This window comes from Streptomyces sp. NPDC037421 (genome assembly GCF_055602105.1).
In genome coordinates this window covers 25282-39189 of sequence record NZ_JBVJWV010000006.1, presented here as the reverse complement: position 1 = coordinate 39189, position 13908 = coordinate 25282, and the positions used below count along the sequence as shown (strand labels likewise).

Sequence of the window (13908 nt, the reverse complement as noted above, 5' to 3'; positions counted from 1 at the left end):
ATCCTACATTGGAACCGGTCTAAGGTTGAGTCGAATCTTGGTAGAGCGCCACCGGAGCGCGGCTCCCGGCCCTACGGCTGCCCGTACCCGTCCAGGAAGCGGCCGATCCGGGTCACGGCGTCCGCGAGGTCCTTCGCGTTGGGCAGGGTCACGATGCGGAAGTGGTCGGGCTCGGGCCAGTTGAAGCCCGTGCCGTGCACCACCATGATCTTCTCGGCGCGCAGCAGGTCGAGGACCATCTGCCGGTCGTCCTTGACCTTGTAGACCGCCGGGTCCAGCTTCGGGAACAGGTACAGCGCGCCCTTGGGCTTCACGCACGTGATGCCCGGGATCTGGGTCAGCAGGTCGTACGCCGTGTCGCGCTGCTCCAGCAGCCGCCCGCCCGGCAGCACCAGGTCGACGATCGACTGCCGTCCGCCCAGCGCGGTGGCCACGGCGTGCTGCGAGGGCATGTTCGCGCACAGCCGCATGTTGGCCAGGATCGTCAGGCCCTCGATGTACGACGAGGCGTGCTTCTTCGGCCCGCAGACCGCCATCCAGCCCGCCCGGTAGCCGGCCACGCGGTAGTTCTTGGACAGCCCGTTGAAGGTCAGGGTCAGCAGGTCCGGGGCGATCGCCGCGGTGTTCGTGTGCGTGGCGCCGTCGTAGAGGATCCGGTCGTAGATCTCGTCGGAGCAGACCACCAGGTTGTGCCGGCGGGCGATGTCCGTCAGGCCCCGCAGCATCTCGTCGTCGTAGACGGCGCCGGTCGGGTTGTTCGGGTTGATGATCACGATCGCGCGCGTGCGGTCGGTGACCTTGCGCTCGATGTCCGCGAGGTCGGGCATCCAGTCGGACTGCTCGTCGCAGCGGTAGTGCACGGCGGTGCCGCCGGCCAGTGAGACCGACGCGGTCCACAGCGGGTAGTCCGGGGCGGGGACCAGCACCTCGTCGCCGTCGTCCAGCAGCGCCTGCATCGACATCTGGATCAGCTCGGAGACGCCGTTGCCGAGGTAGATGTCCTCGACGTCCAGGTGGATGCCCTTGGTCTGGTAGTGCTGCATGACCGCGCGCCGCGCCGACAGCAGGCCCTTCGCGTCCCCGTAGCCGTGGGCGTTGCCCAGGTTGCGGAGCATGTCCTCGAGGATCTCCGGCGGGCAGTCGAAGCCGAAGGCCGCGGGGTTGCCGGTGTTCAGCTTGAGGATGCGATGACCTGCCGCTTCGAGCCGCATCGCCTCTTCGAGGACGGGTCCGCGGATCTCGTAGCAGACATTGGCGAGTTTCGTTGACTGGATCACCTGCATGACGGGAGCTTACGGGCCCGGCCGCGCGCCCGCTCGGCCGTTCCGGCGGAATTACACCGCGCGATATATCCCATTTCGCGCGATGTATTGGTGCCGCCCCCGTCCACCCTTTGAAACGGCGGCCGGGCCCCCGTCCGGCCTGCGGAATGGGTGAACCGGCCGCGGCCCCCCGCCCTCCGGTGTTGCGCTCGTCACCCCGGCCGGGGGCGGCGGATCACCCCGCGCCGAGAGCGGCCGTGACGCGGACGCCAACCAGCTGAAGCGGCACGTCAACACGCGCCCGATCTACCCCTGAGTAGGGTCCCGGGTCCCGGCGGGGCCTGTGTCGGGGCTCACGGTTCCGGCCCGTGGACCCGGATTGACGACAAGGTGACTTTAGGTGAGCCTTACCTTGCTTTGACGCGGCTGACGGAGCCGCGCCCCTCATCCCGGAGCCTGCCGCCATGTCGTCCCCAGCCGCCAGACCCGCCCCCCGCCCCGTCCGCCTGTACGACTCGTGGTGGACCGTCGCGGCGGGGGCCCTCTGTGCGCTGGTAGTCCTGGCGGCGGGCCTGTGGTGCTCGCTCCACATGCAGGCCGACGCGGCCATGCACTCCGCCGCGCTGTTCGCGCACCTCGCCTCGCTGGTGCTGGGCTTCGGCGCGGTGCTGTCCGCCGACTACTACGGCCTGCTGTGGGCCACCGGGCGCTGCGGCCTGGAAGAGGTCGTCGCGGCGACCTCCCGGCTCCACGTCCCGATCTGGGCCGGCCTCGGCGGCCTCGTGGTGAGCGGCCTGATGCTCCACCCGGACCTGAACTCGCCGCTGACCCTCGCCAAGATCGGCCTGGTCGGCCTCCTGACCGTCAACGGCCTCCAGGCGGGCCTCCTCGGCCGCCGCCTGGAGGCGGCCGCCACCGGAGAAGTCGGCCGCGGCCTCCTGCTCTGGGGCGGCGCCACCGCCCTGGTCTCCCAGGCCTGCTGGTGGGGCTCGGTCGTCATCGGCTTCCTCAACACCAACCGCTGAGGCGGACGGCACGCGTTGTCAGAGCCCCCGCCTACGGTGGGGGGATGAAGCCGATCACCATCGTCTCCGGGGACGCGACGAGTCCGCAGGCCAAGGGCCCCAAGCTGATCGCCCACGTCTGCAATGACATAGGAGGTTGGGGGAAGGGCTTCGTGCTCGCGCTCTCCCGGCGCTGGCCCGGGCCGGAGGCCGAGTTCAGGGCCTGGCACCGGGCGCGCAGCGGCAACGACTTCGGCCTCGGCGCCGTGCAGGTGGTGCGGGTGCAGCCCGACGTGTGGGTGGCCAACATGGTCGGCCAGCGCGGGATACGCACCGGCAGCGGCGGCCCGCCCATCCGCTACGACGCCGTCGAGCGCTGCCTCGGCGCGCTGGCGGAGCACGCCCTGGAGCTGGGGGCGAGCGTCCACATGCCCCGCATCGGGTGCGGGCTCGCCGGCGGCAAGTGGTCCCGCATCGAACCGCTGATCACCGAGGCGCTCTGCGCGCGGGACGTCGCCGTGACGGTGTACGACCACGCGTGAGGTGACATGCGGGGCCTGTCGCCGGGGGTCGGGCCGGGGCGCGCGTGACAGCATCGCGGCATGCGCTTCCGATACGCCACCGAGGCCGACGCGCCCGCCATGGCCCGGCTGTTCGCCGCCAACCACCACGACGCCCTCACCGAGGAGCAGCGGGCCGCGCAGGGCTTCGTGCAGGGGGCCTTCGGCATCGACACCCTGCGCGGCATGGCCCGGGACGGGGAACTGCTCGTGGCCGACGCCGGGCACGGGCGGGTGGCCGGGCTGCTCGCGCTGTCGGTCGCCGAGGACATGGGCCGCCCGCCGGCGGCGGTCGCCGGGCTGCTGCGCGCCCAGTCCGCCCTCACCTGGCAGGGACGCCCCCTGAGCGAGGTGCCGTGGCTGCTGTACGGGCCGGTCGTGGTCGACGCGGCCTTCCGCGGGCACGGCGTGGCCCGGGGCCTGTTCGGGATGGCGGTCGAGGCCTCGGCGGGGCGCGCCGAGGCGCTGGTCGCCTTCATCGAGGCGGGCAACGCCCCCTCCTGGCGGGTGCACGTCGACGCCTTCGGCATGACCCCGCTCGGCGAGTACACGGTCGCCGGCCGCACCTACACCGCCGTAGCCACCCCGGCCGAGCAGCCGGCCGCGTAGCCACGGCTCATCGGCGGAGGTCCGGCGCGGTGGCCCGTCGTCAGGGGCTTCAGGGGCTTCAGGGGCTTCAGGGGCTTGCGGGGCACACGTGCCGGTGGCTGATCCGGCACGTGTCCGCCGGTGAGGCCGCTCCCAGGCCGACGGCCGTGCCGTCGGGGGCGATCCGCCGGGACCGCCCGGGCGGGGAAGGCGCCGGGCTCGATCAGGATCGGCTTCCCGTGGCGGATCGATTCGCCTCCGCGGGGACCCCGGGGCCGCCCGTCAGCCCTCCACGATGACCAGCGGCAGCTCCCGGGGCCACGCGAGCGCCTGGTAGTCCTCGTAGAGCGGCCACAGCGCCGTCAGCGCCTCCCAGTACGTCTCCCGCTCCACCGGGTCCGCCGTGTGCGCCCACGCCGCGAAGGTCCGGGTGCCCACCTGGAGGCGGACCTCCGGGTGCGCGGTCAGGTTGCCGTACCAGGCGGGGTGGCGGGGCCCGCCCGAGTTCGCGGCGACGACCAGGTACCGGCCCTCGTCCTCGGCGTAGATCAGCGGCGTGCGCACCGGCCGGCCCGTGCCGCGGTCGAGGGTGGTCAGGAGCAGGGTCGGGACCCCGTGCCACAGGTGGCCGTCGGTGCCGCCGCTCGCCACGTAGGTCCGTACGTGATCGAGCCGCGGCCCGGGGTGCGGGTCCGTCGGGTGGTCCCAGTCGACCGGGGAGACCGGGGCGACCGGGGAGACCGGCACGGCAACACTGTTCATCTGACCTCCGTAGGGCGTCCCCCGGAGCGCTAACGAGCCTTTACCGATTCTGGATGCGCCGGACCCGTAGCGCACGCCCGCAGGTCTGGACCAAGCTCGGACCATGGATCTGGAGCTGAGGCACCTCAAGATCGTCAGGGCCGTCGCCGACGCCGGCAGCCTGACCCGCGCCGCCACCGCCCTCGGGCTCGCGCAACCCGCCCTGAGCGGCCAGCTCAAACGGATCGAGCGGGCCCTGGGCGGCGAGCTCTTCGAGCGCGGGCGGGACGGCGTACGGACCACCGCGCTCGGCGAGCTGGTGCTGGAGCGGGCACGGGTACTGCTGCCCGCGCTGTCCGAGCTCCAGGAGGAGGCGGTGCGCTTCGTCCGGAGCGGTGCCGCCGGCTACCGGCTCGGCGGCACCCACGGGCCGCTGCTCGGCGGGCTCGTCGACAGGATCGCCCACCAGGAACCCGGGGTGCCCGTGACCACGTACACGTCCTGGTCGGAACGGGAGATCGCCCAGGGCGTGGCCGCAGGCCGGCTGGACTTCGCGCTGGTCGGGGCCTGCGGCGAGAGCGCCCCGCCCGAGCCCGGGCGGCTCGCCTGGCTGGAGGTGGCCCGGGACCCGGTCCACGTGATGCTGGCCGAGGACCACCCGCTGGCCCACCGCGCGGAGATCGAGCTGGCCGAGCTGGCCGCCGAGGCCTGGACCGACGTGCCCGGCGACGGGTGCTTCGGGGACTGCTTCGCCGCGGCCTGCGTCCGCGCCGGGTTCACGCCCGCCTGCGTCTACGAGACCGACACCGCCTCCTGCGTGCACCTGGTCCAGGTCGGCCGGGCCGTGGGGCTGTGCCGGGCCACCTTTCCCGTCACCCCCGGGGTGGTGGCCCGGCCGCTCGCCGGGAGCCCGCTCGTCTGGCGGCACCTGCTGGGCTGGCATCCGGCGGCGCCGGCCGCGGCCCGGGCGCCGGGCGTACTGGCGCACGCCCGGTCCGCGCACGCGCAGGCGCTGGCCCGCTCCTCGGGTGCCGCGGCCGGTCAGCCGGCCGTCGCCGCCTTCTCGATCACCACCGGGACCAGCGGGACGTCACCGTGCCCGCCCGCGCGGCCGGTGCGGACGGCGGAGATGGAGTCCACCACGTCCTGACCCCCGCTGACCGTGCCGAACACGGCGTAGCCCCACCCGGCCGGGGTCGGGGCGGTGTGGTCCAGCGCCGGGTTGTCGGCGGTGTTGATGAAGAACTGGGAGGTCGCCGAGTGCGGGACGCTCGTGCGGGCCATCGCCACCGAGTACCGGGTGTTCTTCAGACCGTTGTCCGCCTCGTTGCGCACCGGCTCGCGCACCGGCTTCTGCCGCATGTCGGCGGTGAAGCCGCCGCCCTGGTTCATGAAACCGGGGATCACCCGGTGGAAGACCGTGCCGTCGTAGTGGCCGCTCTCCACGTACGCGAGGAAGTTGGCGACCGTGGCCGGCGCCGCCTCCTCGTGGAGGTCGATGACGATGGTGCCGAGGCTGGTGGTCAGCTTCACCTGAGGCATGAGGGGGTCCGGTCCCTTCGGGTGCGAAACGTGCCTCTCAGCTTCGCAGAGGGTGATGGCGGGACCACGGGCCGGGGGCGGGCGGGACACCTCGAACGCCCCCGGCCACCGCTGGGATGCCCCCCGGGCGGGGCTCGACCAGGCCGCGGCCCCGGGGGCGGCCCCCGGGGTCGTGGGTTCGGCAGCCGTCGGCCGGGCGGGCGTTACGGGAGGTAGCGCTCGATGACCTGCGGGCCCTCCTTCTCGATCAGCTTCCGTGCCTTCTCGACCCGCTCCGGAGTCGGGTCGTGGCCGGTCGCCATCACCAGGTCCTCGGGGTCGTACGCGCGCTCTCCACCGGTGAAGAGCCGGTCCGACCGGGTGGGCTGCTCGTTGGTTTCACTGTCCATCGGATACCTCCTACCGTGCCCCCCAGGCCCCCATCCTGCGTCTCCCGCCCCATGAACGCACCTCGGGTGCCGGCGTCGCCCGGCCATAACACCGGGGGAGGGGCCAACCGGCAGCTCCCGCACGCCGGTTCGGATTCCTACGGTTTCGGTGACCCCCACTGAACCGAGGAGATCCACCATGCTCAAGCGACACGCCCGCGCGGCGTGTACCGCCCTGGCCGCCGCCGGGCTGGTGCTGGCCGGCACCACCGCCGCCGGGGCCGCCACCCCCACCGCGGACCCGGCCGCCCCGCAGAAGTCCGCGACGGCCACCCTGCGCCCCGGCGACGCACCCGCCGAGCTGCTCACCGCCCTCCAGCGCGACCTCGGCCTGACCCCCGCGCAGGCCAGGGCCCGGCTCGCCCACGAGGCCGAGGCGGGCGCCACCGCCGCCCGGCTGCGCGCCCGGCTCGGCGCCGCCTTCGCGGGGGCCTGGGTCGACGGGGCCGACTCCGCCACCCTGACGGTGGCCACCACCCGCGCCGCCGACACCGCCGCGATACGCGCGGCCGGGGCGAAGGCGAAGCTGGTCACCCGCTCCCTGGCCGACCTGGACGCCGCGAGGGCCGGCCTGGACCGGGCCGCCACCGCCGAGACGCCCGTCCGGTACGTCGACCCGCGCGCCAACGCCCTCGTCGTCGAGGAGACCCGGCCCGGCGCGGCCGCCGGGCTGCTGGCCGCCACCGGCACCGACCCCGCCCTCGCCACGGTCGTGCGCACCGCCGCGGAGCGGGCCCCGCGCCCGCTGTACGACCTGCGCGGCGGGGACGCGTACTACATGAACGGCCAGGGCCGCTGCTCCGTCGGCTTCCCGATCACCAGGGGCACCACCCAGGGCTTCGCCACCGCCGGCCACTGCGGCCGTGCCGGGACCGCCACCAGCGGCTTCAACCAGGTCGCCCAGGGCTCGTTCCAGGCGTCGGTGTTCCAGGGCAACGACATGGCCTGGGTCGCCGCGAACGGCAGCTGGACCGCCACCCCCTACGTCAAGGGCAGCGGCGGGGCGAACGTCCAGGTCACCGGCTCCGTCCTACAGCCCGTCGGCTCCTCCGTCTGCCGCTCCGGGTCCACCACCGGCTGGCACTGCGGAACCGTCCAGCAGCACAACACCAGCGTCACCTACCCCGAGGGCACCATCTCCGGCGTCACCCGCACCACGGTCTGCGCCGAGCCCGGCGACTCCGGTGGCTCCTACATCTCCGGCAGTCAGGCCCAGGGCGTGACCTCGGGCGGCTCCGGCGACTGCACCAGCGGCGGCACCACCTTCTTCCAGCCGCTGAACCCGATCCTGTCCGCGTACGGCCTGACCCTCAAGGTCACCGGCTCCGACCCGGGTCCCGGCCCCGGCCCCGAGGACCCGCAGCCCGGCGGCACCTGGAAGGCCGGCACCGTCTACGCCGCCGGGGACACCGTCACGTACGGCGGCGCGGGCTACCGCTGCCTCCAGGGCCACCAGGCCCAGACGGGCTGGGAGCCGTCGGTGGTCCCGGCGCTCTGGCAGAAGCTGTAACCGCGAGGACCGCCGAGCAGGTGCCGTGACGACCAAGGGGGGCGTCGCGGCACCCCCGCACGACGTGCGTCACAGGACGGCGGAGAGGGTCGCCAGGGCGCCGATCGCGACCAGTGCTCCGCAGATCGACAGGTTGACCGCCCGGTGCTCCCAGAACACCGCGACGAACTCGCGCAGCGTGGCGCTCGGCAGGAAGTAGCGGGCCGTCGGCGAGCCGACCACCTGCCCGTTGACCCCCGTCTTGCGGGCCAGCATCGCGGCCCGGAAGGCGTGGAAGTTGTTGGTGACGACCACGCACCGGTAGCCCGGCTTTTCCGCCAGCATGATCCCCTTCGAGAAGAGCATGTTCTCCTCGGTCGTGGCGGAGTTCTCCTCCAGCTTCACGTGCTCGGCCGGGACGCCTTCCGCGATCAGCCAGTCGGCCATCGCCCGCGCCTCCGAAACCCTCTCGTCGGAGCCCTTGCCGCCGGAGGTGAGCAGTACCGGCGGGCGCGAGCCGCGGGCCAGCTGGGCCTCGTAGATCTGCCGCCCCTTGCGCAGCCGCGAGGCCAGCAGCGGCGGCACCCGGTCCCCGCCGATCAGGCCGGAGCCCAGCATGACCACGTGGTCGACGTCCCCGCGCACCTTGATCCGGCCGTAGAGGAAGGCGTACCCGAGGAAGCACAGGAAGATGAAGGCGACGTAGGCGACGACCAGGGTCAGGGTCGCGGCCACGCCGGTCAGGACGGTCGAGTGGAACATCGGGACGGCGATCAGCAGCGCGATCATCCCGAAGATCCCGAGCCCCGCGAGCATCGACAGCAGGTTGGCCGGGCGGCGGCCCTCCTTGCGGATCATCGTCACGCCGTTGGCGATCAGGAAGCCGCCGATCGCCATCGTGCCGAGCACGGGTGCGGTGAAGGCGAGCGCGATGATCGTCAGGGCCGCCCACGACGGCAGGGCCGTCACCTTGAAGAGCAGCGCCGCCGACAGCGTGATGCAGGTCAGGCCGAGCAGCACCGCGTTGCTGAAGCGGCGGCGGTCCTTGAAGGCGCTCACGCAGAAGGCGAGGAAGAGGAGGGCGGGGAGGAGGAAGACGGCCATGCAGTTCATCGTATGTGCAGGCCGTGAACGCCCGAGGGGACCAAAGTCCTATCCGGCGGCCGGTGTTCTGCGGACCGCCCGGCCGGCCAGGACGTCCGTCCGCCGCCCGTCCCGCATGACGAACCGTCCGTCGACCAGTACGTACGGGATCCCCGTCGGCAGCGCGCGCGGCCGCTCGTACGTGGACCCGGCCGCGACCGTCTCCGGGTCGAAGAGGACCAGGTCCGCGCGGAAGCCCTCGCGGACGAGCCCCCGGTCGGGCAGCCGCAGCCGCGCCGCCGGGCGGCCGGAGAGGTGGGCCACGCACTCCTCCAGGGACAGCACGCCCAGCTCGCGCACGTAGCGGCCGAGGTAGTGGGGGAAGGTGCCGTACGCGCGCGGGTGCGGCTTCGCGCCGTGCAGGATGCCGTCGGAGCCGCCGGTGTGGACGGGGTGGCGCATGATCGCCCGGACGTTCTCCTCGTGGCCGACGTGCTGGAGGACGGTCGGCCCGAGCCGGTCCCCGATCAGCAGCCGCCGCGCGGTCTCCCATCCGTCGAGGCGGGTGCCGACGCGGCCGCCGTACGCGGGGTCGTTCGTCCCGGAGATCTCCACGGACGCCCAGTCCACCGGCACCCCGTGGCAGCCGTCCGAGCCCTCCACCTCCAGCGCGTACCGGATCCGCCCGGCCGTGTCCTCGTCGCGCAGCCGCGCCAGCAGGGCCTCCGGGCCGCCCTCGTGGGCCCAGCCGGGGAGCAGCGCGGCGAGGGTGGTGCAGCCGGGGGTGTACGGGTAGCTGTCGAGGCTGACGTCGGCGCCGTCGGCGAGGGCCGCGTCGAGCAGGGCCAGCAGCTCGGGGGCCCGGCCCTCGTTCTCCCCGAAGTTCATGGTGGCGTGCGCCAGGTGCAGGGCGCAGCCGGCCTCGCGGGTCAGCGTGAGCATCTCGGCGTAGGCGGCGAGCGCGCCGCGCCCGTACGAGCGGTGGTGCGGGCAGTAGTAGCCGCCGTAGCGGGCCACGACCCGGCACAGTTCGGTGAGTTCGGCGCCGGTGGCGTACATGCCGGGGGTGTAGGTGAGCCCGGAGGACAGGCCGACGGCGCCCTGCTCAAGCCCCTCGGCGACGAGCCGCCGCATCCGGTCGAGCTCGGCGGGGGTGGCGGGGCGGTCGTCCCAGCCGAGGGCGTACGCGCGGACGGTGCCCTGGGGCACGAGGTAGGCGGCGTTGACGGCGATGCCGCGTCCGCCGTGGGCGCGGTCGAGCCGGTCGAGGTACTCGCCGACGGTCCGCCAGTCGAAGTCGACGTCGTCCCCGGGGCCGTTCCAGCCCGCGATGGCGGTCCGTACGCCGGCGAGGGTCCGCTCGTCGGCGGGCGCGTACGACAGGCCGTCCTGGCCGAGGACTTCGAGGGTGACGCCCTGGGCGGCCTTGGCGCCGTGGTCCGGGTCGCGGAGCAGCGCGAGGTCGCTGTGGGCGTGCATGTCCACGAACCCGGGGGCCAGGGCCAGCCCGTGGGCGTCGACGGTCTGCCGTCCGCCGGCCGGGATCCTGCCGATGGCGGCGATCCGGCCCTCGTGCACGGCGACGTCCGCGGTGTACGAGGGCCCGCCCGTGCCGTCGACGACACGGGCGCCCCGGATGACGAGGTCCACGGCTAGAAGAAGGTCCGGACGTACTCGGTGACCGTGCCGTCGGCCTCCACGACCGGGATCAGCGGCCACTTCTCGAAGATGGTGCAGGGGTGCGACATGCCGAGCGCCACCCAGTCGCCGACCTGCACGTCCTCGGCGGAGCCGGTCTCCAGCCAGGCGTGCTGGTCGGAGAGCTTGACGACGCGGATCCCGGTGGCGGGCCGCTCGGCGCCGTCGAGGGCGTCGCGGACCAGCTCGGCCTCGGGCAGGCCGAGGTCGTAGGCGATGTCGCGCTTGCCGGCGTTGACGAAGGCCTGGGTGGGGGAGGGGCGGGAGACGACCTGCGTCCAGAGCCGGAAGGCGGGGCGCAGCCCGCCCTCCTCGGGGACCCGGTTGAAGGGGGTCAGGCGGCCGTACCAGCCGTGGTCGTGGGACACGTACGCCCCGGAGCGCAGCAGCTTGAGGACGGGCCGGGACAGCTCGGGCAGCTCCCCGAACACGTCGGCGACGGCGTCGAACCAGGCGGAGCCGCCGGCGCTGACGACGATCTCCTCGACATCGGGACCGAACCGCCCGGCCTTGTCGAACTCGGCGGCGAGCCCGGTGAGGCGGCGCAGCCAGGCGTGCACCTTCTCCGGGTCGGCGTCGGGCACCTCGGCCTCGTACCCGGCGATGCCGACGAGGCGCAGGGTGTCGGTGGCGGCGACGGCGTCGGCGACGGCCCGGCAGTCCTCGTCGGTACGGGCCCCCGTGCGCGCCCCCTCGCCGGCCCCGAGCTCGACGACCACGTCCAGCACGGCGCCGTGGCCCTGGAGGGCCCGGTCCATGAGCCGGACCCCGCGCACGGAGTCGACGTAGCAGACGAACCGGAAGCCGGGGTCGGCGACGAGCTCGGCGGCGACCCAGCGCAGGGCGGCGGGGTCGACGAGCTCGTTGGCGAGGAAGATGCGCCCGATCCCGAAGGCGCGGTAGACGCGGGCCTGGTGGGGCACGGCGGCGGTGATGCCCCAGGCGCCGTGCGCGAGCTGGCGCTCGAAGAGCTGCGGGGCCATGCAGGTCTTGCCGTGCGGCGCGAAGGCGAGGCCGTGGCGGGCGGAGTACTCGCCGAGCACGGCGAGGTTGTGCGCGAGCGCGTCGGCGTCGAGGGTGAGGACGGGGGTGGTGAACCCGCCGGTGTAGAGGTCCCGCCGCTGCGCGGCGAGCTCCCCGACGGTGAGGCCCGCCGTCTGGGCGTCCGGGGGCAGGCCCTTGAACCGGTGGTCGACCGGTTCGTCGGCGAGCCGTCGGACTGCGTCGCTGCCCATGGGGTCCTCCTGGGGTGGTGCGGATGCGCTGCGCGTGGTGCCTGTGGTGTAACACCGCGGAGGACGAGGGGTCAACGTCCCCCGGTTCCGCTTCTTGGCGCCGTTCCCCGGGCGCGGCCCGGACCCGTACGGGCGCTGCGCGCCCGTCGCCCCGAACTCCCCCGGCCACCGGTGGGCGGAGCCCGCGGGAGGGGCCGGGGCGGAGCCCCGGGGAACGGGCGAAGGGCGGGTGGGGGACCCGGCCACCGGCAGCGGGAGCGCGGGCGGTAGCCCGTCCTCGCGAACCGGTCGAACGGGGGCCACGGGGGCCGCGCCCCGCTGACACCATCAGCGGGGGGAAACAACCCCCGCACCGATACGAACGCAGAGGACCCCTCCGTGAGCGAGAAGACCGCCGTCACCCCCGAGTCCCACCCCGCCCCGCCCGCGAAGTTCTCGCACGGCGTCCGCAAGGGCAACATCCTCCAGGTCGCCGGCCAGGTCGGGTATCTGCCGCACGTCGAGGGGCAGCCGCCCACCACCGCCGGGCCGGCGCTGCGCGAGCAGACCCTCCAGACGCTGGAGAACGTCCGCTCCGTGCTGGAGGCCGGCGGCGCGAGCTGGGACGACGTGGTGATGATCCGCGTCTACCTGACCGACACCGGCCACTTCGCCGAGATGAACGAGATCTACAACACCTACTTCGACGAGCAGGGCGTCAAGGTCCCCGCCGCGCGCACCACGGTGTACGTGGGCCTCCCGGCCGGGCTGCTGATCGAGATCGACGCCCTGGCGGTGCTGGGCTGACGCGGACCCGCGGAAGGGGCGCCCCCCTGGCGGTGGGGCGCCCCGGCTCACCCGGCCGCTATGAGCAGTACTGGGCTTCCTTGCCGATCGAGCGGTACATGCAGTCCGCGTTCTCCAGCAGCTGGAGCACCGCGTCCTTGTTGCGCGCCGTCTCGCGGTCGATCACCTCGTCGGGCGGGTAGAAGCCGCCGCCGCCGTTCGCCGGGTACATCTCGAAGGTGTAGGCGAAGATCTTCTGGTTTCCCCACAGCCAGTCGTCGATGGTGCCGTCGGTGATGTACAGGTCGCTCGACTGTTCGGGCGTGTAGCCGTTGCTGGCGGCCATGCTCGTGCCGATCTTCTTGTACACGGCGAGGTCGTCGGCCGTCAGGCCCGGCGCGGTGTCGTTGTACGTGTAGCCGAACGGCCACAGCACCAGTTCGCTGTACGTGTGGAAGTCGATCGCGGCCGTGATCTGCTGCTTGCCGCCGACCACCCGGCTGCGGACGAAGTCGGAGACCACCTTGACCTCGGGTGCGGACTCGGCGGCCGGTCCGCGGTAGGTCTCGGAGCTCTTGCTGGTGCTGGAGCCGCCGCAGCAGCCCCACTTGTAGTTCCAGTTGCGGTTCTCGTCCGTGCCGACGTACGAGGAGCCGCTGTTGGGCTGGCGGTTCTTGCGCCAGGAGCGGTAGGAGCCGGTGGCGATGTCGTACTCGCCGCCGTCCGGGTTGAGGTCCGGGATGATCCAGATCTCGCGCTGGTCGACCATGTTCGTGACCCGGGTGTCGGTCCCGTACTTGGAGCCGAACTCCTTGAGCAGGTACAGGGCCATTTCCACGGTCAGGTGCTCGCGGGCGTGCTGGTGGGCCGTGAAGAGCACCTCGGGTTCGGCCTCGTCCGTGCCGACGTTGTCGCTGATCTTGATCGCGACGAGGTCGCGGCCCTCGTGCGACTTCCCGATGACCCGCTTGCTCATGATCCCGGGGTACTGGGCGATGCGCTGGTCGATCTCGGCCTTCGCCTCGGCGTAGTTGTGGTACCTGGAGTCCGCCGACGGGAAGTCCATCGGGGTCGCCGCGACGCCGCGCTCGCCGCGGTCCGGCGGGCCGGGCAGCGGGGTCAGGGTGTACCCCAGCGCGCGCAGGCTCCTGGCCTGCATGGGGTCGGCGCTGACCACGACCGAGCGGGCGTCCACCTCGTCGATCGAGACCCCGGTGCGCAGCAGGGCCGTGCGTTCGGCGGCCGTGGAGGGGCCCTGGATCTCGTACTGGGCGATGGCCTCGTCCTGCGTCGCCGTGGACGGGGTGGGCGGGGGCGCTGCCGTCGCGCTCATGCCGTAGGCGGGTGCGCCGAGCGCGAGCGCCAGCAGGGCTGCCGTGACGGCGGCCCTTCGGCGGGTGTGGAGCCGCATGCGTTCTCCTGGGTGGGAGTGTGGGGGTAGCCGTGCGGACGCGCACAGCGTGCTCTTGTGGCATGTCCCGGTCAATAGCCCCGGGGGTGTCCGGCGGGCTCA

General features: G+C 73.3%; 14 protein-coding genes and 1 pseudogene. 6 read left to right on the top strand and 9 right to left on the bottom strand.

Features of this window, described 5'->3' with window-relative positions; all coding sequences use genetic code 11:
* Positions 1–71: 71 nt before the first annotated feature.
* Positions 72–1283, bottom strand: a complete 1212-nt coding sequence (locus ACZ7IF_RS11210) for a pyridoxal phosphate-dependent aminotransferase (protein WP_125814709.1) — start codon at positions 1281–1283, stop codon at positions 72–74.
* A 443-nt stretch (positions 1284–1726) separates the two neighbouring features.
* Between ACZ7IF_RS11210 and ACZ7IF_RS11205 the strand changes: the two genes are divergently transcribed.
* The 3 genes from ACZ7IF_RS11205 to ACZ7IF_RS11195 are packed head-to-tail and all read left to right on the top strand — an operon-like array spanning position 1727 to position 3435.
* Positions 1727–2287 carry a hypothetical protein gene (locus ACZ7IF_RS11205; RefSeq protein WP_470967004.1) on the top strand — a complete coding sequence of 187 codons (561 nt, stop codon included), beginning with the start codon at positions 1727–1729 and terminating at the stop codon, positions 2285–2287.
* 44 nt (positions 2288–2331) lie between these two features.
* The gene (locus tag ACZ7IF_RS11200) at positions 2332–2808 is read left to right on the top strand and encodes a macro domain-containing protein (protein WP_470967000.1); all 477 of its coding nucleotides are present in this window, start codon (positions 2332–2334) and stop codon (positions 2806–2808) included.
* A 60-nt stretch (positions 2809–2868) separates the two neighbouring features.
* Entirely contained in the window at positions 2869–3435 is a 567-nt protein-coding gene (locus ACZ7IF_RS11195) for a GNAT family N-acetyltransferase (protein ID WP_470966996.1), read from the top strand.
* 67 nt (positions 3436–3502) lie between these two features.
* Here the strand turns inward: ACZ7IF_RS11195 and ACZ7IF_RS11190 are convergent.
* Positions 3503–3619 (bottom strand): annotated as a pseudogene (locus tag ACZ7IF_RS11190) (DUF6083 domain-containing protein); the annotation flags it as partial.
* A gap of 77 nt (positions 3620–3696) precedes the next feature.
* Positions 3697–4176: a nitroreductase family deazaflavin-dependent oxidoreductase gene (locus tag ACZ7IF_RS11185; protein WP_470966990.1), complete on the bottom strand. Its 480-nt coding sequence runs from the start codon at positions 4174–4176 to the stop codon at positions 3697–3699.
* Positions 4177–4279: 103 nt separating this feature from the next.
* On the opposite strand from ACZ7IF_RS11185, the gene ACZ7IF_RS11180 reads away from it, so the two are divergent.
* The gene (locus ACZ7IF_RS11180; RefSeq protein ID WP_470966986.1) at positions 4280–5305 is read left to right on the top strand and encodes a LysR family transcriptional regulator; all 1026 of its coding nucleotides are present in this window, start codon (positions 4280–4282) and stop codon (positions 5303–5305) included.
* Here ACZ7IF_RS11180 and ACZ7IF_RS11175 read toward each other — a convergent pair.
* Together ACZ7IF_RS11175 and ACZ7IF_RS11170 are read right to left on the bottom strand one after the other, a co-directional pair.
* A complete protein-coding gene (locus tag ACZ7IF_RS11175) occupies positions 5197–5697 on the bottom strand; it encodes a peptidylprolyl isomerase (RefSeq protein WP_470966981.1) in 501 nt (166 codons plus the stop codon). The genes ACZ7IF_RS11180 and ACZ7IF_RS11175 overlap by 109 nt on opposite strands.
* Positions 5698–5900: 203 nt before the next feature.
* The gene (locus ACZ7IF_RS11170) at positions 5901–6086 is read right to left on the bottom strand and encodes a hypothetical protein (protein WP_470966976.1); all 186 of its coding nucleotides are present in this window, start codon (positions 6084–6086) and stop codon (positions 5901–5903) included.
* A gap of 178 nt (positions 6087–6264) precedes the next feature.
* Here ACZ7IF_RS11170 and ACZ7IF_RS11165 point away from each other — a divergent pair, with 178 nt between their 5' ends.
* Entirely contained in the window at positions 6265–7635 is a 1371-nt protein-coding gene (locus ACZ7IF_RS11165; protein ID WP_470966973.1) for a carbohydrate-binding protein, read from the top strand.
* Between the two features lie 69 nt (positions 7636–7704).
* Here the strand turns inward: ACZ7IF_RS11165 and ACZ7IF_RS11160 are convergent, their stop codons facing one another.
* From ACZ7IF_RS11160 to ACZ7IF_RS11150, 3 genes are read right to left on the bottom strand one after another with little or no spacing between them, the layout of a single operon-like run.
* Complete coding sequence (locus ACZ7IF_RS11160; RefSeq protein ID WP_470966969.1) at positions 7705–8718, bottom strand: YdcF family protein; 1014 nt, start codon at positions 8716–8718, stop codon at positions 7705–7707.
* A 48-nt stretch (positions 8719–8766) separates the two neighbouring features.
* Positions 8767–10347: an N-acyl-D-amino-acid deacylase family protein gene (locus tag ACZ7IF_RS11155; protein ID WP_470966966.1), complete on the bottom strand. Its 1581-nt coding sequence runs from the start codon at positions 10345–10347 to the stop codon at positions 8767–8769.
* Positions 10348–10349: 2 nt separating this feature from the next.
* Positions 10350–11630: an alanine racemase gene (locus ACZ7IF_RS11150; protein WP_470966963.1), complete on the bottom strand. Its 1281-nt coding sequence runs from the start codon at positions 11628–11630 to the stop codon at positions 10350–10352.
* Positions 11631–12008: 378 nt separating this feature from the next.
* On the opposite strand from ACZ7IF_RS11150, the gene ACZ7IF_RS11145 reads away from it, so the two are divergent.
* Entirely contained in the window at positions 12009–12416 is a 408-nt protein-coding gene (locus tag ACZ7IF_RS11145) for a RidA family protein (protein ID WP_470966960.1), read from the top strand.
* A 58-nt stretch (positions 12417–12474) separates the two neighbouring features.
* On the opposite strand, the gene ACZ7IF_RS11140 is transcribed toward ACZ7IF_RS11145, so the two are convergent.
* Positions 12475–13806 (bottom strand): M14 family metallopeptidase, encoded by a 1332-nt coding sequence (locus ACZ7IF_RS11140; RefSeq protein ID WP_470966957.1) that lies wholly within the window; start codon positions 13804–13806, stop codon positions 12475–12477.
* Positions 13807–13908 lie beyond the last annotated feature (102 nt).